General features: G+C 60.4%; 17 protein-coding genes. 15 read left to right on the forward strand and 2 right to left on the reverse strand.

Going from position 1 to position 21,644, the window contains the following annotated elements:
- The first annotated feature begins 280 nt into the window (after positions 1-280).
- From dnaE to lpxB, 15 genes are all read left to right on the forward strand, one after another.
- Positions 281-3,775, forward strand: coding sequence for a DNA polymerase III subunit alpha (gene dnaE / locus BUA94_RS21745; RefSeq protein ID WP_073015480.1), 3,495 nt, complete (start codon positions 281-283; stop codon positions 3,773-3,775).
- Between the two features lie 472 nt (positions 3,776-4,247).
- Complete coding sequence (gene rpsB, locus BUA94_RS21750) at positions 4,248-5,018, forward strand: 30S ribosomal protein S2 (RefSeq protein WP_073015481.1); 771 nt, start codon at positions 4,248-4,250, stop codon at positions 5,016-5,018.
- A gap of 146 nt (positions 5,019-5,164) precedes the next feature.
- Complete coding sequence (gene tsf, locus BUA94_RS21755) at positions 5,165-6,085, forward strand: translation elongation factor Ts (protein WP_073015482.1); 921 nt, start codon at positions 5,165-5,167, stop codon at positions 6,083-6,085.
- A gap of 69 nt (positions 6,086-6,154) precedes the next feature.
- Positions 6,155-6,874: a UMP kinase gene (gene pyrH, locus BUA94_RS21760; protein ID WP_073015483.1), complete on the forward strand. Its 720-nt coding sequence runs from the start codon at positions 6,155-6,157 to the stop codon at positions 6,872-6,874.
- A gap of 112 nt (positions 6,875-6,986) precedes the next feature.
- The gene (gene frr / locus BUA94_RS21765) at positions 6,987-7,550 is read left to right on the forward strand and encodes a ribosome recycling factor (protein WP_073015484.1); all 564 of its coding nucleotides are present in this window, start codon (positions 6,987-6,989) and stop codon (positions 7,548-7,550) included.
- A gap of 36 nt (positions 7,551-7,586) precedes the next feature.
- Positions 7,587-8,354 carry an isoprenyl transferase gene (locus BUA94_RS21770; protein ID WP_084082184.1) on the forward strand — a complete coding sequence of 256 codons (768 nt, stop codon included), beginning with the start codon at positions 7,587-7,589 and terminating at the stop codon, positions 8,352-8,354.
- Between the two features lie 62 nt (positions 8,355-8,416).
- A complete protein-coding gene (locus BUA94_RS21775) occupies positions 8,417-9,238 on the forward strand; it encodes a phosphatidate cytidylyltransferase (RefSeq protein ID WP_208980195.1) in 822 nt (273 codons plus the stop codon).
- 26 nt (positions 9,239-9,264) lie between these two features.
- Entirely contained in the window at positions 9,265-10,494 is a 1,230-nt protein-coding gene (locus BUA94_RS21780) for a 1-deoxy-D-xylulose-5-phosphate reductoisomerase (RefSeq protein WP_084082186.1), read from the forward strand.
- Positions 10,495-10,646: 152 nt separating this feature from the next.
- The gene (gene rseP, locus BUA94_RS21785) at positions 10,647-11,783 is read left to right on the forward strand and encodes an RIP metalloprotease RseP (protein WP_073015487.1); all 1,137 of its coding nucleotides are present in this window, start codon (positions 10,647-10,649) and stop codon (positions 11,781-11,783) included.
- 175 nt (positions 11,784-11,958) lie between these two features.
- The gene (bamA, locus tag BUA94_RS21790) at positions 11,959-14,331 is read left to right on the forward strand and encodes an outer membrane protein assembly factor BamA (RefSeq protein ID WP_073015488.1); all 2,373 of its coding nucleotides are present in this window, start codon (positions 11,959-11,961) and stop codon (positions 14,329-14,331) included.
- Positions 14,332-14,398: 67 nt separating this feature from the next.
- Positions 14,399-15,436 (forward strand): UDP-3-O-(3-hydroxymyristoyl)glucosamine N-acyltransferase, encoded by a 1,038-nt coding sequence (gene lpxD, locus BUA94_RS21795; protein WP_073015489.1) that lies wholly within the window; start codon positions 14,399-14,401, stop codon positions 15,434-15,436.
- Positions 15,437-15,493: 57 nt separating this feature from the next.
- Entirely contained in the window at positions 15,494-15,958 is a 465-nt protein-coding gene (gene fabZ / locus BUA94_RS21800) for a 3-hydroxyacyl-ACP dehydratase FabZ (protein WP_073015490.1), read from the forward strand.
- A 7-nt stretch (positions 15,959-15,965) separates the two neighbouring features.
- Positions 15,966-16,763: an acyl-ACP--UDP-N-acetylglucosamine O-acyltransferase gene (lpxA, locus tag BUA94_RS21805; protein ID WP_073015516.1), complete on the forward strand. Its 798-nt coding sequence runs from the start codon at positions 15,966-15,968 to the stop codon at positions 16,761-16,763.
- 10 nt (positions 16,764-16,773) lie between these two features.
- Positions 16,774-17,679, forward strand: a complete 906-nt coding sequence (locus BUA94_RS21810) for an LpxI family protein (protein ID WP_073015491.1) — start codon at positions 16,774-16,776, stop codon at positions 17,677-17,679.
- Positions 17,676-18,863: a lipid-A-disaccharide synthase gene (lpxB, locus tag BUA94_RS21815; RefSeq protein WP_073015492.1), complete on the forward strand. Its 1,188-nt coding sequence runs from the start codon at positions 17,676-17,678 to the stop codon at positions 18,861-18,863. Before BUA94_RS21810 ends, lpxB begins: the two co-directional genes overlap by 4 nt.
- 15 nt (positions 18,864-18,878) lie before the next feature.
- Here the strand turns inward: lpxB and BUA94_RS21820 are convergent, their stop codons facing one another.
- A complete protein-coding gene (locus BUA94_RS21820; protein WP_073015493.1) occupies positions 18,879-19,922 on the reverse strand; it encodes a biotin/lipoyl-containing protein in 1,044 nt (347 codons plus the stop codon).
- Between the two features lie 226 nt (positions 19,923-20,148).
- Positions 20,149-21,441 (reverse strand): citrate synthase, encoded by a 1,293-nt coding sequence (gene gltA, locus BUA94_RS21825; protein ID WP_073015494.1) that lies wholly within the window; start codon positions 21,439-21,441, stop codon positions 20,149-20,151.
- Positions 21,442-21,644: the final 203 nt, after the last annotated feature.

Below are 21,644 nucleotides of genomic sequence, written 5' to 3' on the forward strand. Positions count from 1 at the left end.
TTCAGGAGGTTAGTATGTTTCATGTGGCTCGTGATTTCGCCGCCTTCGGTTCCCTGGTTCTCTTCTGCGCCACCATCGTGGTCTGGAGCGACGTGCTGATGCCGCTCAACTGAGCGGTTCTCTTCCGGCCGGCTCGCAGAACCGGGTCTTTGCCGGGGAAAGACCTGTGAACCACTTGTGTGGATCCGGGTTTCACGGTCGACATTGAGGTCCCGGGCGGGTCATGTGGGAAGATCCGTTCCGTTGATCCCCTCGCTCGATCCCTTCAGGGAGACCCGCCATGACATCCGACACGTCTGTTCCGCCTGCTGGCGCTGGAGAGGATGGGGCAGTCCGTGCATCTGCCGGGTTTGTTCACCTGCGGGTTCATTCGGCCCTGTCTCTGCTGGAAGGGGCCTTGCCGATCAAGAAGCTTCTCGATCTGGCCAAGGCCGACGACCAGCCTGCGCTGGCGATCACGGACAGTGGCAATCTTTTCGGGGCGCAGGAGTTTTCCGGCAAGGCCTGGGGCTCGGGCATTCAGCCGATCATCGGCTGCCAGCTTTCCGTCGCCTTCGAGGACAGGGCCTCGGAAGAGCGCCGCACCGAGCCCGATCTGGGCGATCTGGTGTTGCTGGCCATGTCCGAGGAGGGATATGGCAACCTGATGGAACTGACATCGCGTGCCTATCTCGACACGGATACGGGATTGAAGCCGCATGTCAGCCACAAATATCTTCTTGAAAAGTCTGGCGGGGTCATCTGTCTGACCGGCGGCAGTCTGGGGGCTATCGGCAAGCCGCTTCTGGCCGGACAGAAGGAACAGGCCCGCTCCCGCCTGGCCACGCTGGCAGAGGCCTTTTCGGGTCGCTGCTACATGGAAATCCAGCGCCATGGCATGGAAAGCGAGCGCAAGACCGAGGATGCCTTCCTGGATCTTGCCTATGATCTCGGCCTGCCACTGGTCGCCACCAACGAAGCCTTCTTTCCCAAGCGCGAAGATTATGAAGCGCATGATGCGCTGATTTGCATTTCCGAAGGCCGGGTCATCATCGAGGCGGACCGCCGCCGCCTGACGCCTGAGCATTACTTCAAGAGCCGGGCGGAAATGATTGATCTCTTTGCCGATCTCCCGGAGGCCGTTGCCTCGACGGTCGAGATTGCAAAGCGCTGCTGCTACCGCCCCTTGCGCCGGGATCCGATCCTGCCGCGCTTTGCCGGCGCGGATGCGGACCCGGAGGAAGCCGTCAAGGCTGAAACCGATGAATTGTTCCGTCAGGCCCGCGAAGGCCTGCAGATGCGTCTGGATGTCCATGGTCTCGCGCCGGGCCTGACCGACAAGGACTATTGGGACCGGCTCGACTATGAGCTTGGCATCATCGACCGGATGAAATTCCCGGGTTACTTCCTGATCGTTGCGGACTTCATCAAATGGGCAAAGGCTCATGACATTCCGGTGGGGCCGGGCCGCGGGTCGGGGGCAGGGTCTCTTGTTGCCTGGTCGCTGACGATCACCGACCTTGATCCCATGCGGTTCTCCCTCCTGTTCGAGCGCTTCCTCAACCCGGAACGTGTCTCGATGCCTGACTTCGACATCGACTTCTGCCAGAGCCGGCGCGAAGAAGTGATCCGGTATGTGCAGGAGAAATATGGCCGCGGCCAGGTGGCGCAGATCATCACCTTCGGGTCGCTCCAGGCCCGCGCCGTGCTACGCGATGTCGGCCGCGTGCTCCAGATGCCCTATGGCCAGGTCGACAGGCTCTGCAAGCTGGTGCCTGCGAACCCGGCCAACCCTGTCACTCTTGGTCAGGCCATCGCCGACGAGCCGCGCCTGCGCCAGGCTGCCGAGGAAGAGGAGATCGTCGACAAGCTCCTCAAGATGGCCCAAAAGCTGGAGGGCCTTTACCGGCACGCATCCACACACGCCGCCGGTGTGGTGATCGGTGACCGCCCGCTCGAGCAGCTTGTCCCGCTTTACCGCGATCCGCGCTCCGACATGCCGGTCGCCCAGTTCAACATGAAAATGGTCGAAGATGCCGGGCTGGTGAAGTTCGACTTCCTCGGCCTCAAGACCCTGACCGTCATCGACACGGCCGTGAAGCTGATCGAGCGCCGCGGCATCAAGGTCGATGTGGCAGGCCTGCCGCTGGATGACCAGCCGACCTACAAGCTTCTGGCGGGCGGCGAGACCTTTGGCGTGTTCCAGCTGGAAAGTCAGGGCATGCGCCGCGCCATCGCCGGCATGAAGCCGGACCGGTTCGAGGACATCGTCGCACTCGTGGCGCTTTACCGTCCGGGGCCGATGGAGAATATCCCGGTCTATAACGCGGTGAAGCATGGCGAGCAGGAGCCGGACTGCCTGCATCCGCTGCTTGAGCCGATCCTGATGGAGACGAATGGCATCATCGTCTACCAGGAGCAGGTGATGCAGATCGCCCAGGTGCTGTCCGGCTACTCCCTCGGGGAGGCTGACCTTTTGCGCCGCGCCATGGGCAAGAAGATTGCCGCCGAGATGGAGATCCAGCGCGCCCGCTTCGTGGACGGGGCGGTCGAGCGGGGCATCGACAAGGGACAGGCCGGGACGATTTTCGACCTTGTGGCGAAATTCGCCAACTACGGCTTCAACAAGTCGCATGCGGCTGCCTACGCCCTTGTTTCCTATCATACGGCCTGGCTGAAGGCGAACCATCCGGTCGAATTCATGGCAGCCTCTATGACCCTCGACCTCGGCAACACGGACAAGCTCGGGGATTTCCGTCAGGAGGCCCGGCGCATGGGCATTGATATCGTGCCGCCCTCGATCAACCGCTCGATGGTCCATTTCGACGTGCAGGACGGCAAGATCATCTATGCCATGGGGGCCATCAAGGGCGTCGGCGAACAGGCGGTCGAGCATATCGTCGAGGTCCGGGGCGACAAGCCGTTCAAGAGCCTGGGGGACTTTGGCCGCCGGATCAGCCCCAAGGTCCTCAACAAGCGGACCATGGAAAATCTGATAGCAGCCGGTGCCTTCGATGAGCTGGAAAAGAACCGGGCCCGGATCCTGGAAGGCCTTGACCGGATCATGGGGCTGGCGCAGCGCACGGAAGAGGACCGGACACTCGGCCAGAATGACATGTTCGGTGGCAGCGACGGGGAGGAGCCGCTGGTTCTGCCTGACTGCAACAACTGGACTTCGGAAGAAAAGCTTCAGCGGGAACACGCAGCCATCGGCTTCTATCTGTCTTCTCATCCGCTCGATGAATACGGCGAACTCCTGGAAAAGATGCGCGTTCAGCCCTGGGCGAAGTTCGCAGAGGCGGTCAAGAAGGGTGCTTCCGCAGGCCGTCTTGCCGGAACGGTGATTTCGCGTCAGGAGCGCAAGACCAAGACCGGCTCCAAGATGGGCATCGTCCGCTTTTCCGATGCGACCGGGCAGTTCGAAGGGCTTCTGTTCAAGGAGCGGCTGGACCAGTTCCGGGACGCTCTGGAGCCGGGCCGGTCCATGGTCCTTCTGGTCGGGGCGGATTTGCGCGACGACGAGCCGTCGATCCGCATCGAGCAGGTCGATCCGATCGAGGTGGCAGCGGCCAGGGTTCAGCGCAGCTTGCGCATCTTCATGCGGGACGAACGGCCGATTGCCAGCCTTGCCCGCCACCTCAAGGTGCGCGGTGAGGGCGAGGTGACCGTGGTGGTGATGCTGGAAAACGGTGCGCGAGAAGTGGAAGTGCGTCTTCCGGGCAAGTTCCGCCTGTCTCCCGAGATCACGGGGGCACTGAAGGCGGTTCCAGGGGTGACGGACGTGCAGATGGCCTGATGCCTGAGTGCCTGATGCCTGAGTGCCCTGACCCGGTGAAACCTATCAGGTCTGCTTGGCATGTCCGGCAGGAGTGGTCGGTGCGCGTGCGGTGCAGGTGAGTTGAGGATCAGGGTCTCGCTTGTGGGCGATTCTGTCTGCCTACCGTATCGCGGCTGGCTTCAGGCGCCGAGAGGGCTCTTTGTCTCTCGTCTGCAGGGGAAAGGCTTCCGGTGGCTATTGTTATGCCGTCTTATGTGCCGAATGTACCCGGTCTTTCGTGCCTTTGCTGTGGGTTCTGCTTGCGGGCGGGCAGGGGAAATCGACCTTTGGGCTTGAACTTGAAAGACACCGCCACTATAAGGCGCCCATTCCACACGCAAGGGGCGGAGGCTGAGCTTAATCATGCCCTCCATCCGGTGACGGACGGGACTTCCCGGCGTCGGCTCCCTCTTGCGGAGGTATAACCGGAAAAACATCAGGAGTTTGGGCCATGGCTTTGCCCGATTTCACCATGCGTCAGCTGCTCGAAGCAGGCGTTCACTTTGGTCACCAGAAGCACCGCTGGAACCCGCGTATGGGCCAGTACATCTTTGGTGTGCGTAACGACGTTCACATCATGGATCTGGCACAGACCGTTCCGCTGCTGCACCAGGCACTGAAGGCCGTCAGCGACACCGTTGCTGGTGGTGGCCGCGTTCTGCTCGTCGGCACCAAGCGCCAGGCTCAGGATGCTGTTGCTGAAGCTGCCCGCAACTCCGCGCAGTACTTCGTCAACGCCCGCTGGCTCGGCGGCATGCTGACCAACTGGAAGACCATTTCCAACTCGATCCAGCGTCTGCGCAAGCTTGAAGAGACCCTGAACTCGGACGTCTCCAAGTCGCTGACCAAGAAAGAGCGTCTGTTCATGGACCGCGAGCGTGAAAAGCTCGAGCGGAACCTGGGCGGTATCAAGGACATGGGCGGTATCCCGGACCTGATCTTCATCATCGATACCAACCGTGAAGCAAACGCAATCCAGGAAGCCCGCCGTCTGGGTATTCCGGTTGCTGCAATCCTGGACTCCAACTCGAACCCGGAAGGCATCACCTATCCGGTTCCGGGTAACGATGACGCCGGCCGCGCGATCACGCTTTATTGCGACCTGATCACCCGCGCCGCCATCGACGGTATCTCCCGTGCACAGGGCGCTTCCGGCATGGATCTGGGTGCTTCCGAAGAAGCTCCGGTTGAAGAGGCTCTGGCTGAAGAAGCTGACGCCTGATTGATTTATCCCGGCCACGGGTCTCCTGTGGCCGGGATATTCGAATTTTGTCGTGGGCGGACCTGCGCTGTTACGGCTCCGTCATAAAGATGCGGGCGATCATGCTTTAAGTGCAGACCAGCCCCAACCTATCCACGAGGCAATCAATGACCATTACCGCTGCAATGGTAAAAGAGCTGCGCGAGACTTCTGGCGCTGGCATGATGGACTGCAAGACCGCCCTGACCGAGTCGGGTGGCGATATGGAAGCTGCCATTGACTGGCTGCGCACCAAGGGCCTGGCAAAGGCTGCCAAGAAGGCTGGCCGCGTTGCTGCCGAAGGTCTGGTTGGCGTTGCTTCCGAAGGCACCAAGGCTGCCGTGATCGAACTGAACTCCGAAACCGACTTCGTTGCTCGTAACGATGGTTTCCAGGAGCTCGTCCGTAACGTTGCCAATGTTGCTCTGGGCACCGACGGCCAGCTGGAAAGCGTTGCAGCCGCAGCTTATCCGACCGGCAAGCCGGTTGAAGATGCAATCAAGGACGCGATCGCGACCATCGGCGAGAACATGACTCTCCGCCGCGTGGCTCTGCTGACCGTTTCTGAAGGCGTTGTTGCTTCCTACGTCCACAACGCTGCTGCTGAAGGCCTCGGCAAGATCGGCGTTCTGGTTGCTCTGGAATCCGCAGGCGACAAGGACAAGCTGAACACCCTCGGCCGTCAGATCGCCATGCACGTGGCTGCAACCAGCCCGCTCGCTCTGAACACCGATTCCCTGGATCCGGCTGTTGTCGAGCGTGAGCGCAACGTGTTCATCGAACAGGCCCGTGAATCCGGCAAGCCGGACAACATCATCGAAAAGATGGTCGAAGGCCGTATCCGCAAGTTCTATGAGGAAGTCACGCTGATCAAGCAGGCTTTCGTCATCAACCCGGATCTGACTGTCGAGCAGGCTGTTGAAGCCCTTGCCAAGGAACTCGGCACCCCGGTCAAGCTCACCGCTTTCGTCCGCTTCGCTCTCGGCGAAGGGATCGAGAAGGAAGAGACGGACTTCGCCGCGGAAGTGGCGGCAGCCGCAGGTCACTGACCCATCGAAAAGCGCCGGCATCGTCCGGCGCTTTTTTTTAGAAGGAACAACAAAAGAGAAGGTTGCGACATGACCAAGCCCCTGCGCTGGAAACGCGTGCTGCTGAAGCTCTCTGGTGAAGCCCTGATGGGCAGCCAGTCTTTCGGGATCGACCCGATGGTGGTGGAGCGCATTGCCAAGGAAATCGCCGATGCGGTTGCCCTGGGGTGTCAGGTCGGTGTGGTTGTCGGAGGCGGCAACATCTTCCGCGGTGTCGCTGTGGCGGCCAAGGGCGGCAACCGGGTCACGGGCGACCATATGGGCATGCTCGCGACCATCATGAACTCCCTGACCCTCGCGGACGCCCTGCGCCGCCACAAGGTCCAGGCACGCGTTCTGTCCGCAGTCGCGGTTCCCTCCATCTGCGAAACCTTCTCCCAGCGTGTGGCCGAGCGCTACATGGAAGATGGGGACGTGATCGTCTTTGCCGGCGGCACGGGCAACCCGTTCTTCACGACCGACTCCGGCGCTGCTCTGCGCGCTGCCGAAATGCGCTGTGACGCGTTCCTGAAGGGCACGCAAGTCGATGGCATCTATTCGGAAGATCCGAAGATCAATCCGGATGCCGAACGCTATGATACGCTCCGGTTCGAAGACGTGATCCAGCGCAATCTGAAGGTCATGGACACCACAGCCATTGCCCTGGCGCGTGACAACAACATCCCCGTGATCGTCTTCCGCATTCATGAGCCGGGCGCCCTTGTGGCCGTGCTTCAGGAATCCGGCCGTTATACGGTTGTCGGAAGCTGATTCTTTTGCCAATAACAGCGGCGCAAGCACTTGTGTTTCAGCGCGAGTGTGCGATTTTGGCGCCGGCCGTGACTCTCTGAGCCACCAAAGCAAGAAATAAAGCGAGGAAGTTATGCCTGTAGAAGGTGTCGACATGGACGATCTCAAGCGCCGCATGAATGGCGCGCTTGGTGTTCTGAAGACCGAATTCGCCGGACTGCGGACCGGCCGTGCTTCGGCCAGTATGATGGATCCCATTGTTGTTCAGGCTTATGGCCAGTCCATGCCGATCAGCCAGGTTGCGACCGTTTCCGTTCCCGAGCCGCGCATGCTCGCCGTTCAGGTCTGGGACAAGGGCATGGTTTCGGCTGTCGAAAAGGCGATCCGTGAATCCAACCTTGGTCTGAACCCGGTTATCGATGGCCAGCTTCTGCGTCTGCCGATCCCGGAACTGAACCAGGAACGCCGCCAGGAGCTGATCAAGGTCGCTCACAAATATGCGGAAGCTGCCAAGGTTTCTGTCCGTCACGTCCGCCGCGATGGCATGGATACGGCCAAGAAGCTGGAGAAGGATGGCGACATCAGCCAGGATGACAGCCGCGTTGCTTCCGACGAGATTCAGAAGCTCACCGATGGTATGATTGCCGAGGTTGATGCGATGCTCGTCAAGAAAGAGCAGGAAATCTCTCAGGTCTGACGACCTTTCCGGCACATCCACCGCGCGGGGAGCTTCATGACCGCAAGTCCAGACCGTACCGACATGACACCGCCAGCCCGTGAAGGGCAGGGGTGTGCGCCACGCCATGTGGCCCTGATCATGGACGGCAACGGCCGCTGGGCCAAGGAAAGAGGCTTGCCCCGTTCTGAAGGCCATCGCCATGGACTGGATGCCCTGCGGCGGATTATCCGCCACGGGGTGCGTATCGGCCTTGAATACATCACCATTTACAGCTTCTCTTCCGAGAACTGGTCGCGGCCGGCCAGCGAAGTCAGCTTTCTCATGTCCCTGCTGCGCCGTTTCGTGCAGCGGGATCTGTCCGAAATTCACCAGGCCAATGTTCGTATCCGCGTGATCGGCGACCGGCAGGGGCTGGAACCAGGCATTCGTGCCCTCCTGAACGAGGCGGAAGAGCTGACGAAAGCCAACTCGGGCATGACCCTGGTGGTCGCCTTCAATTATGGCTCGCGTGATGAGATCGCCCGCGCAGCCCGCTCGCTTGCCAAGGATATGGCTGAAGGCAGGATTGCGCTCGAAGACATCACGCCGGACGCCATTGCAGGGCGCCTGGATACGGCAGGCATTCCTGATCCGGATCTCATTGTCCGCACGAGTGGTGAAATGCGCCTGTCCAATTTCCTCATGTGGCAGGCTGCCTATTCCGAATTCTATTTCTGCGACACTTACTGGCCGGATTTCGATGAAGCCGCGCTTGACCGTGCCATTGCCGATTTCAGCAGCCGGGAACGTCGTTTCGGTGGCGTAACCGCCAAAGTCCTGTGACTATGGCTGGCACTGGCGGGCAAGGATCTAAAGACGGGCAGGGACAAGGTCAGGGGCGCGGAATGTCTAAGATGTCCGATCTGAAGGCGCGGGTTCTGTCCGCCCTGGTGCTGGGGCCGGCTGTGCTTGCCCTCGCCTGGTTTGGCGGCGCTCCCTACGACGCGCTGGTTCTGGTCGCAGGTCTTCTGGTCCTGGGCGAATGGCTGTCGATCACGGGGACTGGCGTCAAAAGCCCGTCCGGGATCGCTGGTCTGGTGGTTCTGGCTGTCTCCGGGCTTTGCTATCACATTGGCCTGCCGCTGATTGCGCTTGTGCTTGTTCTGGCCGGTGCTGTGCTCTGCTATCTCATCGGCAGGGCGACGCTGACCGCGCGCTGGTGTGCCGAAGGCATGATTTATGCTGGCCTTTCCATGCTGGCGCTGATGGCCGTGCGCCGGGGCGACCTTGGACAGGTCTTTATCTTCTTTCTGCTGGTCGTCATCTGGGCGACGGACATCTGCGCTTATTTCGTCGGCCGTTTCGTTGGCGGTCCGAAATTGTGGACGCGCGTGTCTCCGAACAAGACCTGGTCCGGTGCGCTCGGCGGGCTCGGCTTTGCCGTGCTGTTTTCCGGCGCATTCGTGATGGCGGTCGGGCAGGCGGAGCCGCTGGGCTGGATGCTGCTTGCAGGTGTCCTGTCGATTGTGTCCCAGATCGGTGATCTGGCGGAATCGGCTCTGAAGCGCCGGTTCAAGGTGAAGGATTCCAGCCGTCTCATTCCAGGTCATGGCGGCGTCATGGACAGGGTCGACGGGCTTGTCGCGGCCGCCATTTTTGCTGCGCTTCTCGGGCTGGTCTTCGGCGGAGATCTGTTGGAGCCCATGACAGCGCTCGGGCTGAAATGACGAAAGACCGGGTGATGGATACTCCCATGACAACCGGCGCAAGAGATGTTGCAGCCGGGGCCTTCGATCCGCTGTTCGCGCGCGCTGTTCAAAAAGTGACCGTCCTCGGGGCGACCGGTTCGGTTGGCCAGAGCACGCTCGATGTGATTGCCCGTCATCCCGACCGGTTCGAGGTTGAAGCGCTGGTCGCCAATTCCAATGTGGCGGAATTGGCGCGGCTTGCCCGTCTTGTCGGGGCCAAGCTGGCGGTTGTTTCTTCCGAGGCTCATGGCCCGGCCCTGCGTGACGCTTTAGAGGGCAGCGGGATAGAGACCGCCTGGGGCGCGCAGGCTGTCCTTGAGGCTGTCGATCGTCCAGCTGATGTTGTTCTGGGGGCAATTGTCGGCTTTGCTGGACTTGAGCCGACCTTGCGCGCGCTCAAGGCGGGCCGGTCTCTGGCCCTGGCCAACAAGGAATGCCTTGTCTGCGCCGGCGACCTCTTCATGTCCGAGGTCGAGCGCCATGATGTGACCCTTCTGCCGGTGGACAGCGAACACAGCGCGATCTTTCAGGTGTTCGAGGCGGAAAATGCCGGGCAGGTGGAGAAGATCATTCTCACCGCATCTGGCGGCCCCTTCCGCACCTGGTCGCTTGACGCCATGCAGTCTGCGACCGTTGCCCAGGCCCTGAAGCATCCCAACTGGGATATGGGCAGCCGGATCACCATCGACAGCGCCACCATGATGAACAAGGGCTTCGAAGTCATTGAAGCCTTTCATCTGTTCCCTCTGGGCGCCGAGCAGCTCGACGTTCTTGTGCACCCCCAGTCGGTTATCCACGGTCTTGTGCAATACAAGGATGGGTCGCTTCTGGCGCAACTCGGGTCTCCGGACATGCGCACGCCCATTGCCCATTGCCTGGCCTGGCCGGAGCGGATGAGCGTTCCGGTGGAGCGGCTTGATCTTGCTGCTATTGTCAGCCTCAGCTTTGAAGCTCCGGATCTGATCCGGTTCCCGGCCCTGCGCCTGGCTCAAGAGGCTATGCGCCGCGGGGGCGGGGCGACTGCGGTTCTGAATGCGGCCGATGAAGTCGCTGTGGCGGCTTTCCTCAATGGCCGGATCGGCTTCATGGACATTCCGGCCTCCGTCGAGGCAACGCTGGAGGCGATGGAGCCCCGCTATGGCGCCAGTGCGCCCATGCGGATCGAGGATGTGGCGGCGCTTGACCAGGAAGCGCGCGCAATCTGTGGAACGTGGATTGCCGCCCGGGCCTCCTGATGTTTAAGGTTCGGCCGTTCATGAGGGCCTTGATTCTGGGCGAAGCACCGCTTTTGACCGGAAAAAAGATGAAAGCCTTTACCCTGTTGTAATTCCTGACCGTATAATGGCCGGGATGAACCACACTGCCTTCGGACCTACGGGACAGCAGAATGGAAATTTTGACATCGGCCTATGACCTGGTCATCGGCTATATCGTGCCTTTCCTGTTTGTGCTGACGATTGTCGTCTTCTTCCATGAGCTTGGCCATTTTCTGGTTGCCCGCTGGTGCAATGTGAAGGTCGATGCCTTTTCCGTTGGCTTTGGCCGTGAAATCATCGGCCGCTATGACCGTCATGGCACACGCTGGAAACTCTGCCTGATCCCCCTCGGCGGCTATGTCAAATTTGCAGGCGACGAGAATGCGGCAAGCGCGCCGGACCGGGATGCAATTGCGTCCATGTCCGAAGACGAGCGCCGCACCGCTTTTGTTGCAAAGCCGGTCTGGCAGCGGGCCGCTGTCGTGGCCGCGGGACCTTTTGCCAATTTCATTCTCGCAATCGTGATTTTTGCCGCGACTTTCATGACTTTCGGTCAGATTGTCACGACGCCGGTTGTGGAAGAAGTGCGGCCGCAGAGCGCAGCCGAGCGCGGCGGGCTTCAGCCGGGCGATCTCATTCTCTCTGTGGATGGCCGCAAGATCGAAACCTTCACCGAGTTGCAGCGGATCGTGTCCGTCAGTGCCGATATTCCTCTTCAGATGGAAGTTGAGCGCGGCACTCAGACTGTCACTCTCACGGTCACGCCGGAGTATCGCGAATTGCGCGACCGTTTCGGCAATGTCCAGCGCATTGGTCTTCTGGGTGTGTCCCGCTCACCCAAGCCGGAGGATCTTGTGCATGTGACATATGGTCCGCTGGAAGCAGTTGCTCAGGGTGCCAAGGAGACATTCTATGTCGCCACCCGCACCGTGGATTACATCTGGGGCGTGATCTCGGGCCGGGAAGCGGCTGACCAGATCGGTGGCCCGATCCGGGTCGCGCAGATCTCCGGTCAGGTTGCCACCCAGGGCATCGTGCCGCTTCTGAGCTTGGCTGCGGTGCTGTCGATTTCCATTGGCCTGATCAATTTGCTGCCGATTCCGATGCTGGATGGCGGGCATCTTGTCTATTACCTGGCCGAGGCCGTTCGTGGGCGTCCCTTGAGTGAAGGCGTTCAGGACATTGGCTTCCGGATCGGGCTCGGGCTTGTTCTTCTGCTTATGGTCTTTGCGACATGGAACGATGTGCTCCATATCGCGAGGCTTTGAAAGGGGTTGAGCGTGAAGCGTTGCTTTGCCGCAACGTCTTCATATGAAAACCATTTTGGCCTGCGTCGGCTGTTGCCTAATCGGCAAAAGCCTGTAAAACGGGGTCAGTTGCTGAGAATCTGGTATCCCTGTGCCTGCGGGTAGAGGGGCTAAAACAAAAAGGCATAGCTCACTTATGCAGCGATTGCAGTCATCCACTCGCGCCGTGTTTCTTGCGGCAACCGTTCTGGCGACGGGTGCACTTCTGCCCAGCAGTGTCAGCCTGTTCCCGGCTGTTTCCGCAGAGGCGGCAGTTGCTCGTTCCATCGTCGTGAAGGGCAACACCCGGATCGAGGAAGAAACGGTTCTGAGTTACCTCACCATCAAGCCGGGCCGCTCCTATGGTCCTGCGGATGTTGATGAATCGCTCAAGGCTCTTTTTGCTACGGGCCTTTTCGCTGACGTGAAGATCACCCCGCAGGGTGGTTCGCTCGTCGTCACTGTGAGCGAAAATCCGATCATCAACCGGGTTTCCTTTGAAGGAAACAAGAAGATCAAGGACGATGCTCTGAAGACCGCTGTCCGGTCCTCCGAGCGGTCCATGCTGACCCGCGCCCGCGTCCAGTCCGATGTGCAGAACATCCTGGAAGCCTATCGCCGCAGTGGTCGCTATGACGCGTCCGTCGATCCGAAGATCATTGATCGCGGGGACAACCGCGTCGATCTGGTCTTCGAGATCAGCGAAGGTGCCAAGACCGGCGTCGAGCGTATCACCTTCATCGGCAACAGCTCCTTCAGCGATGGCCGTCTGCGTGACGTGATCCGGACCCGCGAAAGCGGTTTCCTGAGCTGGCTGCGCAGCTCCGATACCTACGATCCGGATCGTCTGGCTGCCGACGAAGAGCTGCTGCGTCAGTATTACTTCAAGAAGGGCTATGCTGACTTCCGTATCGTTTCGGCCAACGCTGAGCTCGATCGTGAGCAGAACGTCTTCCACGTCACCTTCACTGTTGATGAGGGCGAAAAGTACACGGTGAGCGACGTTGAAGTCGTCTCGTCCCTGTCCGAAGTGGATCCAGAAGCTCTGAAGTCCGAGTTGCGCACGTCTGCTGGTGACACGTTCAACTCCCTGCGCGTTGAGCAGAGCGTTGAAGATCTGACTGTCAAGGTTGCCGAGAACGGCTATGCCTTCGCTCAGATCCGTCCGCGCGCTTCGCGTGATTACGAGAACAAGACCATCTCCCTGACCTATTACGTCGAAGAGGGTCCGCGCGCATACGTTGAGCGTATCAATGTGGTCGGCAACGACCGGTCGCGTGAATATGTGATCCGCCGCGAGTTCGATCTGGCTGAAGGCGATGCTTTCAACCGCGCTCTGCTGGACAAGGCTGAGCGCCGCCTGAAGAACCTTGGTTTCTTCGAAAAGGTCAACATCACCACCTCCCAGGGCAGTGCTCCGGACAAGGTTGTGGTCAATGTTGAAGTTATCGAAAAGCCGACGGGTGAAGTCTCCTTCGGTGTCGGTTACTCGACCGCCGATGGTGTGATTGGCGACGTCTCCGTCACTGAAAAGAACTTCCTGGGCCGTGGTCAGTATGTGAAGCTCGGTGTTGGTGGCGGTAAAGACACCAAGACCTACGAATTCGCGTTCATTGAGCCCTTCTTCCTCGGCCGCCGGATCGCGCTTGATCTGGATCTGTACCGTCGTGAGAAGGATGCCAACAGCTACCGTTCCTATGACGAGCGCAAGACCGGTGGTGGCTTCGGCTTCTCCCTGCCGCTTCGTGAAGAAGAGCTGACCCTGCGCCTGTACTACCAGATTTACGAAACCAAGCTTTCGGATCCGGATGGTCTGTCGACGAGCATCAGCAACTGTAATACGGCGACCTTCTCTCGCGGTATCTGTGACTCCTTCGGTTCCTACCTGACGTCGCTGGGCGGTTACACGCTGACTTACAGCACGCTCGACAACCGCATGAACCCGAAGGACGGTCTCTACGGTCAGTTCGGTCAGGAGTTCGCCGGTATCGGTGGTGACTCCCAGTACATGAAGACCACCGCAGAAGGCCGTGCCTACACGGAACTGCTGCCGGATTACGGTGTCATCGGTAAGGTTGCGATCCAGGGTGGCCACATCATGCCGCTCGGCAGCAAGCGTCTGCGTGTTTCCGACCAGTACATGGTTGGTGGCGACATCATTCGCGGCTTCGAGAACCAGGGTATCGGTCCGCGTGACGCCACCACTGGCGATGCGCTCGGCGGCACCATGTACATGGCAGCAACTGTCGAGACCACGTTCCCGCTCTTCGGTGTTCCGGAAGAATTCGGCCTGAGCGCAGCGCTCTTTGCTGATGCCGGTACGGTCTGGGATGTCGACAACGATCTGGCCAAGGTCGTTGGCAAGAACAACATTCAGTCCAATGACTTCGCCCTGCGCGCCTCGATCGGTGCCGGCGTTCGTTGGGACTCGCCGTTCGGTCCGCTCCGCGCCGACTTTGCATGGCCGGTCATGAAGGAAGATGAGGACGAGGTTCAGGTCTTCCGTCTGAGTGGTGGTACGCGGTTCTAATTGGGCCGTAGACATGATACGAACGGCCGCCGCACCGCCGGCGGCCGTTTTTTATTGGGAAGCAACAATGTCCGATCCGATTTTCTTCAAGCAGCCTGAGCCGGTCACTCTCGGCCAGATCGCCGAATGGGCAGGGGCGGACATCGAGCGGGGCGATCCTGCCCTGGTCATTTCCGGTGTCGGTCCGGTTGAGGAAGCCATTGCCGGAACGCTCGTCTTCTTCGACAACACGGCCTATCTCGACAAGCTGACCTCGACCGAGGCTGCGGCCGTTCTGGTTGCTGCCAAGCACAAGGGCAAGGTGCCGGACAGTGCGGCGGTTCTCGTCTGCAAGGAGCCTTACCGGTCCTGGGCGCTTGTTCTGGCCAAGCTCTATCCGGAAGCCATGGTGCCTGCGACAAAAGGCGTTGCTGCGATTTCCGAACGCGCCATTGTCGATCCCTCTGCTGCCCTGGAAGCGGGCGTCATCGTGGAAGCTGGCGCAGTGATTGCGGCCGGTGTTGAAATCGGTAGCGGAACGGTTGTCCGGGCCAATGCCGTGATTGCCGAAGGCGTCCGCATCGGCCGGGATTGTGTTGTTGGGGCCAATGCCTCCGTCCAGCATGCGATCATCGGCAACAAGGTCTATCTCCATCCGGGTGTCTGCGTTGGTCAGGACGGCTTCGGCTATGCGATGGGGCCGGGCGGTCACATCAAGGTGCCGCAGATCGGCCGTGTGATCATCCAGGACAATGTGGAAATCGGCGCCAACACCACTGTGGACCGGGGTGCAAACCGGGATACGGTGATCGGAGAGGGCACCAAGATCGACAACCAGGTCCAGATTGGACACAACGTTGTCATTGGGCGGCACTGCGTGATTGTTTCCCAGGTCGGAATTTCCGGCAGCGCCACGCTCGAGGACTATGTCGCAATTGGTGGCCAGTCCGGGGTGCGCGGTCACGTGACGATCGGCATGGGTGCCCAGATTGCTGCGGTGAGCGTGGTCTCGGAAGACATTCCGGCAGGCGGAAGGTATGGCGGCGCGCCTGCCAAGCCTGTCAAACAGTGGTTCCGCGAGATGGCAATGCTGCGAAAGCTTGCAGAGCGCGGAAACGCCACGTAAACCGGACGAAACTTGATTGAATGTTCAGGCGCACGCGCGCCGAGGGGTTGAATGCACATGGAAAACGCTGAAAAGAAGGTTTTGCCGAGCGCGGACATCATGGAAGTGCTGGAGCTCTTGCCGCACCGCTATCCGTTCCTGCTGATTGACAAGATCATCGAGATGGATGGCGACGACAGCTGTATCGGCATCAAGAACGTCACCATCAACGAGCCGCATTTCCAGGGGCATTTCCCCAAGCAGCCGGTGATGCCGGGCGTTCTCCTGATTGAAGCCATGGCCCAGACCGCCGGTGCCCTGTGCGTCCACTCCCGTGGAAAGGACACTGCGCCGCAGCTGGTCTATTTCATGACCATTGACCGGGCGAAGTTCCGCAAGCCGGTGGTTCCGGGCGATCAGGTTCAGTTCCATGTGAAGAAGATCAAGCAGCGCTCGAACATCTGGAAGTTTGATGCCGTTGCCATGGTCGATGGCGCCAAGGTCGCTGAAGCGGAAATCAGCGCCATGCTGGTGGATGCGTGAGGACCAGATGAGCGAAATTCATCCCAGTGCCATTGTCGAGGACGGCGCCACCCTGGGTGAGGGCGTCCGCATTGGACCGTTCTGCCATGTGGGCAGTCAGGTTGTTCTGGGCGACGGCGTCGAGCTGAAGTCCCATGTGGCGGTGGCCGGGGACACCCGGATCGGCGCGCGCACGGCGATCTTCCCCTTTGCCTCGATCGGTCATCAGGCACAGGATCTCAAGTACCGCGGCGAACATGCAACCCTGCGCATCGGCGAGGATTGCCTGATCCGTGAAGGCGTGACCATGAACGCAGGCACCGAAGGCGGCGGCTTCTCCACCACCATCGGCAACCGCTGCGCCTTCCTGGCGAACTCCCATGTCGGTCATGACAGCCATCTGGGCGACAACATCGTTCTGTCGAACAATGTGATGATCGCGGGTCATGTCACCGTTGGCAGCAACGTGATCTTCGGCGGCGGTTCGGCCGTCATCCAGTTCACCCGCATTGGCGACCATGCTTTCATCGGCGGTCTGGCCGGGCTTGAGAACGATCTTATTCCTTTCGGCATGGTGACCGGCAACCGGGCGCATCTGGGCGGTCTCAATCTGGTGGGTCTGAAACGCCGGAATTTCCCGCGCGAGCAGATCCATGCGCTGCGTGCAGCCTACCGGGATCTGTTCGAGACTGAAACCGGCACCCTGCGCGAGCGGGCTCAGGGCGTTGCAGATGCAAACGCCGATCAGCCGCTGGTCCGGCAGGTGACGGACTTCATCCTGGAAAAGGAAGACCGCCGCTTCTGCACGCCGCGGGCACCCGAGTGACAGACCTGTCATGACCAAGGGCCATGACAGCAAAGATCTTTTGACGGCCGGTGCATCCGATGCACCGGTCGCTCTTATTTGTGGCAACGGCACCTTGCCGCTGCAGGTCCTGAACGGCCTGCGCCGGTCCGGCCGCGAGGCCTTCATCATTGCCATCAAGGGCGAGGCTGACGAGGCCTTGCGCGTACAGTCAGCCGTAGAACTGGGCTGGGGCGAGATCGGGCGGCTGTTCAAGGTCATGGCGGCGGCGAAGTGCCGTGAGGTCGTCCTGATCGGCGGGATCAGCAAGCGCCCGGACTTCACCTCCATCATCGGGGATCTGGGCACGCTCCGCCGGCTGCCGCGCATCATCCGGGCGCTTGCGGGCGGTGATGACAGTCTGCTGACCAAGGTGATCGGTCTCATCGAGGAAGAGGGATTTCGCGTGGTTGGGATCAAGGATGTGGCGCCGGACCTGCTTGCGGGACCCGGCAGCCTGGGGGCGGTCAAGCCAAGGGCAGAGGACCTGAAGGATATGGTGCTGGCGCTGGAAGCCGCCCGGCGTCTCGGGGATCTCGACATCGGACAAGCTGCTGTTGCCCTCGGTGGCCGGGTGATTGCCGTTGAAGGCGCGGAAGGAACGGATGCGATGCTTGCCCGCTGCGCTGAGCTTCGCCAGAACGGCCGTGTGCGGGCAAAAGGCCGCCTTGGTGTTCTGGTCAAGACCGTCAAACCTGGGCAGGACCTTCGGGTGGACCTTCCGGCAGTTGGTCCGAAGACCATTGAGCGGGCGCTGGCTGCGGGCTTTGCCGGTATCGCCGTCGAAGCAGGCGGGGCGCTGATTGCCGAGCGGGAAGCGACGATTACAGCTGCCGACAAGGCCGGGCTGTTTGTCTATGGCCTCAATCCGCAGGAAAGCTCCGGGGACGCAGAATGAGCGGCAGCGAGAGAACTTACAAGGTCGCCTTCGTCGTTGGTGAGGACTCCGGCGATCATCTTGGATCGCGGCTGATGGAAAGCCTGAGCAAAGCACTGCCCGGACGCATTTCCTACTGCGGTCTTGGCGGCGAACGGATGGAAGAACAGGGGCTCAGGAGCTTGTTCGATATTTCCGACATTGCGGTCATGGGACTGACCGCCGTTCTGGCGCGTCTGCCCCTGATCGTGAAGCGGGTCTACCAGACGGTTGATGCGGTGATCGCGGAGAACCCGGACGCGCTGGTGATCATCGACAGCCCGGACTTCACCCACAATGTCGCCAAGCGGGTGCGCAAGCGCGCACCGCATATTCCGATCATTGGCTATGTGTCGCCGTCTGTCTGGGCCTGGCGACCGGGCCGGGCGAAGAAGATGAGCGTCTATGTGGACGAGCTTCTGGCGATCCTGCCGTTTGAACCGGATGTTCATCGCAAGCTTGGCGGACCGCGGACCCATTATGTCGGCCATCCGCTGATCGAACGGCTGGACGATCTGCGCCCAGGTAAAGGAGAGCGTCCTGCCTTGAACGAAGGGCGCAAGACCCTGCTGGTTCTGCCAGGAAGCCGTGGCAGCGAGGTCGACCGACTTCTCAAGGATTTCGGCCAGACCATTGAGGTGCTTGAGAAATCCGTTCTGGATCTGGAAATCCTGCTGCCGGCTGTGCCGCGCATGGAAGCGCGGATCCGGGCAGAGGCGGCCAACTGGAAGATCAAGCCGGAGATCGTCACCGGGAACCAGGCCAAGCATGCGGCGTTCCGCCGGGCCCATGCGGCACTGGCTGCTTCCGGCACCGTGTCCCTGGAGCTGGCAATCTCCGGCGTCCCCATGGCGATCTGCTACCGGCTTGACTGGTTCTATCGCCGCCTGAAGGACATCAACCGCATTTTCCCCTTTGCCAGCGTCTCGTCGATGGTGCTGCCGAACATCATTCTGGGGCGTAACGTCGTGCCGGAGTTTCTGGATGATGAGGTCTGCCCTGAAAAGCTGGTGCCGGTCCTGGAACAGCTTCTGGCCGATACGGACGCACGCAAAGAGCAGGTCAGCGCCTTTTCGGAATTGGACACAATCATGCGTCTCCCGGATGGCCGTTCTCAGAGTGAGGCCGCCGCTGCCGTGGTGATGGACGTTCTGCAACGGGCTTGACGGGACCTGTGCCGCCTATTTCTTGCGGCACTGCATATCGAGGGTTTGCGCCCTTTCCAGTTCGTCCTTGATAAAGCCCTGATCCTTGTAGGACAGGGTCAGTTTTGCCGTGTCGAGGGTCGCGTCGCCGATCCGGTAGTCAATTCTGACGGTCCCGAGTTCTCTTCCTTCGCTCACGCTGACAGTCTGATTGCGGTCAATAGTGATCAAGTCGCCGGACTGGGTAAAGCTGTAGCAGCCTTCGGTCTTCGGGGAGAAAAACGATCCGCCGATCCACTCGTCAGGAAATGCACCGGCGAGACAGGCTTTCTGGCTGGAGAAGTCGACCGAGACGTCAAAAATCGTCTCGTAGTCAGCAGACTTACTGTCCAGGAGGTTGGCACCCCAGAAGTTGACCTTTTCCTGCTGCTCGGCCAGTCCTTCACAGGTGAGTTCCAGCGGCGGCTTGCTTGCAGGACTTGCCTCGAACCAATTCGAGACCTGCATGGACATGTTTTGGAACTGGATGCGGATCCTGCGGAAGTCCTGGGCGATCCCGAAGGGCAGGCTGAAACCTGCTTCCGGATACATGATCGTGAAGCGGGTGTTCGGCGTCAGCTGCCACAGGCCGAAGAGAACCACGGCAGCCACCCCATAGGGGGCAAAACGCCTCACGGGCGACTTGCCTGACTTTGCAGCCTGTGAGGCTGATTTCGGGGCTGTCTCTTGAGGGGCGCTTTTCTGGGGGCCAGGTCTCTGGGGCTCTGGTCTCTGAGGCTCGGGCTTTGCTTGAGCTTGCTCAGGGGCGTCCTGGCGGGCCGCGGCAGGCTCTTCAGCTTCCATCACCTCCATACGCAGCAGCGGGCTGCGCAGGCCGAGCCGGACGCCTTGCTCGATGTTGAGGGCCGTGACCGTTCCGTTGAAAGGCGCACCGATCTTGTGGGCCTTGTCCGGCCCGGTCAGAACGGCAAGCACCTGGCCTTTTGCGACTGTGTCGCCGCTACCGACCAGCAGCTGGTCGAGGGTCATCGGATAGCTGTCGGCTCCCTTGGGGGAGTAGATGTCGATCAAGCGGGCCAAAGAATTCGTCCTGACAATTCGGCAACAAGGAATCACATGCGTAGTGATGTCCAAGATGGCTGAAAAGGCAGGGAAATGCCTGGAAAAATCCGGAAGTCTGCTTTCATTCGGCAGGTTTCAACCAGGCGTTTTTGCTTTACGGGAAAGACACTCCATGTTGCAGGCAAAGAAAAACCCCCGGCCATGAGCCGGGGGTTTTGTATTTCTCGTATCGATCCTGGCCGGATTAGCGGCGCTGTTCGATCGGCACGTAGTCGCGCTTCGGAGCACCGGTGTAGAGCTGGCGCGGACGGCCGATACGCTGGGACGGATCTTCCACCATTTCCTTCCACTGGGCGATCCAGCCCACAGTGCGGGCGAGAGCGAACAACACGGTGAACATGTTGGTCGGGAAGCCCAGGGCACGCAGGGTGATGCCGGAGTAGAAGTCGATGTTCGGATAGAGTTTCTTCTCGATGAAATAGGGATCGTTGAGAGCGATCTTTTCCAGTTCCATCGCGATGTCGAGAAGCGGATCGTCCTTGATGCCCAGTTCGCCGAGAACCTCGTGACAGGTCTTCTGCATGATCTTGGCGCGCGGGTCGTAGTTCTTGTAGACCCGGTGACCGAAGCCCATGAGACGGAACGGATCGTTCTTGTCCTTGGCGCGGGCAACGAATTCCGGAATGCGGTCAACGGAGCCGATTTCGGACAGCATGTTGAGCGCTGCTTCGTTGGCGCCGCCGTGAGCCGGACCCCAGAGGCAGGCAATGCCGGCTGCGATACAGGCGAACGGGTTCGCACCGGAAGAACCGGCAAGGCGCACGGTCGAGGTCGATGCGTTCTGCTCGTGGTCGGCGTGCAGGATGAAGATGCGGTCCATGGCGCGGGCCAGAACCGGGTTCACCTTGTACTCCTCGCAAGGAACAGCGAAGCACATGTGCAGGAAGTTGGCCGCGTAGTTCAGGTCGTTGCGCGGGTAAACGAACGGCTGACCGACGTGGTACTTGTAGGCCATGGCAGCGATGGTCGGCATCTTTGCGATCATGCGCAGGGACGCAATCATGCGCTGGCGCGGATCGGAGATGTCGGTGCTGTCGTGGTAGAAGGCGGACAGGGCGCCAACGACACCGCACATGACGGCCATTGGGTGGGCGTCGCGGCGGAAACCGGAGAAGAAGCGGGACATCTGCTCGTGGATCATCGTGTGATAGGTCACACGGCTCACGAAGTCTTCCTTTTCCGGCTTGGTCGGGAGGTCGCCGTAGAGCAGCAGGTAGCAGGATTCCAGGAAGTCGCCATGGTCTGCAAGCTGTTCGATCGGGTAACCGCGGTACAGAAGCGTGCCTTCGTCACCATCGATGTAGGTGATCTTGGATTCGCAGGACGCCGTGGAGGTGAAGCCCGGGTCGTACGTGAACATGCCTGTGTCCTTGTACAAGGACGAGATGTTCACCACAGACGGTCCAATGGTGCCGTCCAGGACGTCGAAACCATGTTCGCCGCCGCCTACGGTCAGCTTGGCGTTCTTGTCAGCCATTCAGATAACCTCCTATGTCAGAAACTCGCCGCAGCCCTCGGCGTGTATGCAGGAATTGTCCGGTTGAGGGCCGGACAGGAACCCAGCCTGAGGGTGCTGGAGGAATGGTCGGCTCTTGCGTAGCCCATTTGTTGCGGGGCCGCAAGCGCGGGACCATACCGCTTTGGTCAAATCCGTTGCCGGAATTTTGCGCCGCAGGGCGG

Origin of the sequence: Roseibium suaedae, from assembly GCF_900142725.1 — a bacterium.
GTDB classification, from domain to species: domain Bacteria; phylum Pseudomonadota; class Alphaproteobacteria; order Rhizobiales; family Stappiaceae; genus Roseibium; species Roseibium suaedae.

Excerpts from the sequence above, each read along its gene's own strand:
- BUA94_RS21810 (WP_073015491.1), top strand. The coding sequence starts at position 16,774 with ATGACCAAGGGCCATGACAGCAAAGATCTTTTGACGGCCGGTGCATCC.
- fabZ (WP_073015490.1), top strand. The coding sequence starts at position 15,494 with ATGGAAAACGCTGAAAAGAAGGTTTTGCCGAGCGCGGACATCATGGAA.
- rseP (WP_073015487.1), top strand. The coding sequence starts at position 10,647 with ATGGAAATTTTGACATCGGCCTATGACCTGGTCATCGGCTATATCGTG.
- rpsB (WP_073015481.1), top strand. The coding sequence starts at position 4,248 with ATGGCTTTGCCCGATTTCACCATGCGTCAGCTGCTCGAAGCAGGCGTT.
- lpxA (WP_073015516.1), top strand. The coding sequence starts at position 15,966 with ATGAGCGAAATTCATCCCAGTGCCATTGTCGAGGACGGCGCCACCCTG.
- pyrH (WP_073015483.1), top strand. The coding sequence starts at position 6,155 with ATGACCAAGCCCCTGCGCTGGAAACGCGTGCTGCTGAAGCTCTCTGGT.
- frr (WP_073015484.1), top strand. The coding sequence starts at position 6,987 with ATGCCTGTAGAAGGTGTCGACATGGACGATCTCAAGCGCCGCATGAAT.
- lpxD (WP_073015489.1), top strand. The coding sequence starts at position 14,399 with ATGTCCGATCCGATTTTCTTCAAGCAGCCTGAGCCGGTCACTCTCGGC.
- tsf (WP_073015482.1), top strand. The coding sequence starts at position 5,165 with ATGACCATTACCGCTGCAATGGTAAAAGAGCTGCGCGAGACTTCTGGC.
- dnaE (WP_073015480.1), top strand. The coding sequence starts at position 281 with ATGACATCCGACACGTCTGTTCCGCCTGCTGGCGCTGGAGAGGATGGG.
- BUA94_RS21775 (WP_208980195.1), top strand. The coding sequence starts at position 8,417 with ATGTCTAAGATGTCCGATCTGAAGGCGCGGGTTCTGTCCGCCCTGGTG.
- BUA94_RS21780 (WP_084082186.1), top strand. The coding sequence starts at position 9,265 with ATGACAACCGGCGCAAGAGATGTTGCAGCCGGGGCCTTCGATCCGCTG.
- lpxB (WP_073015492.1), top strand. The coding sequence starts at position 17,676 with ATGAGCGGCAGCGAGAGAACTTACAAGGTCGCCTTCGTCGTTGGTGAG.
- bamA (WP_073015488.1), top strand. The coding sequence starts at position 11,959 with ATGCAGCGATTGCAGTCATCCACTCGCGCCGTGTTTCTTGCGGCAACC.
- gltA (WP_073015494.1), bottom strand. The coding sequence starts at position 21,441 with ATGGCTGACAAGAACGCCAAGCTGACCGTAGGCGGCGGCGAACATGGT.
- BUA94_RS21770 (WP_084082184.1), top strand. The coding sequence starts at position 7,587 with ATGACCGCAAGTCCAGACCGTACCGACATGACACCGCCAGCCCGTGAA.